At 53.0% G+C, this 1,165-nt stretch carries 1 protein-coding gene; it reads left to right on the top strand.

The window, feature by feature from the left end; genetic code table 11:
- A partial coding sequence (locus AC1DVH_RS31480) for an amino acid racemase (protein WP_477757073.1) occupies nt 1-1,165 on the top strand: 1,165 nt, incomplete at both ends.

The following is a 1,165-nucleotide window of genomic DNA, read 5'->3' on the forward strand; positions in this document are numbered from 1 at the left end:
CTGGCCGGCGGCGATCTTTTCTACAAGCTGGTGAAATCCAGAGCTGTTCTGGAGGATCAAGGTCGCTATCACTTCCTCTTTGAGCAACACCCCTTCAAAGACGTCCTGATGCCCCTGGATCGGGGCGCCAGCATGACCTCCAGAAAGTTCTACGTATTTCAGGTTTGCCAGACGTTCGAGGCCAGCGAAGTCAATGCAGTTTTACTGCCTTGTTTTGCCAGTCACACCTTTCGTGAGGAAATCCAGGAGGAAATTGGCATACCCGTTCTGGATATGATGGAGGCGTTACGCAAGCACGTGGATCATGTCGCTGAATGCGGCAGTACGTTGGGAATCATCGCGTCTGACCATGTTCGGCACTCAGGGCTGTTTGAGCGCTATTTCGGCAATGACTTCAAGCTCGTTTATCCAAATGATAACGAGCAGTCCGGGTTGATGGATGCGATGTATGGCGTTAATGGCATCAAGGATGGTTACCTTGACGGTGTACCTCTGGAGTGTGTCTATCAGGCCTGCCTTTCGCTTCAGGATCAGGGGGCCGCAATCATCCTGCCTGGCATGACTGAGCTCTCGTTGGTCTGCGGTGATCTTCAACGGCGTGGCTTGACTGTCCTGGATATCAACGAGATTTATGCCACTTTCGCCACCTTGGAGAAAGGTCAGTCGACCCGTCCGCCATTCAAGCTTGGGATAGTGGGTGGTGTTGGGCCAGCGGCAACGGTTGATTTCATGGGGAAGGTTGTTGCGCACACACCGGCAGGTCGCGATCAGGAACACATCAAAATGGTGGTGGAACAAAACCCCCAGATCCCTGATCGCACAGCCAACTTACTGAATGACGAAACTGATCCGACGATGGCGATGTACGCAACGTGCAAGCGACTGGAAAGCGCCAGCGCCAATGCCATAGCGATTCCGTGCAATACAGCTCATGCATTTGTTGAGCGCATCCAGGCGCACCTGCGTGTACCAATAGTGAATATGTTGACTGAGACGGTTGAGGCTATCGTTCAGCGATACGGTGCTGGCAAAACCGTAGGGCTGCTAGCGACGTCCGGCACAATTAAAAGTCAGGTCTATCACGTGGCTGCCCGGCGAGCAGGACTTCAAATCATCACCCCTGGCATTGAATACCAAGCGTTGGTGATGGAGTCGATTTATGGAG

The organism is Pseudomonas sp. P4_C3, from assembly GCF_056402075.1.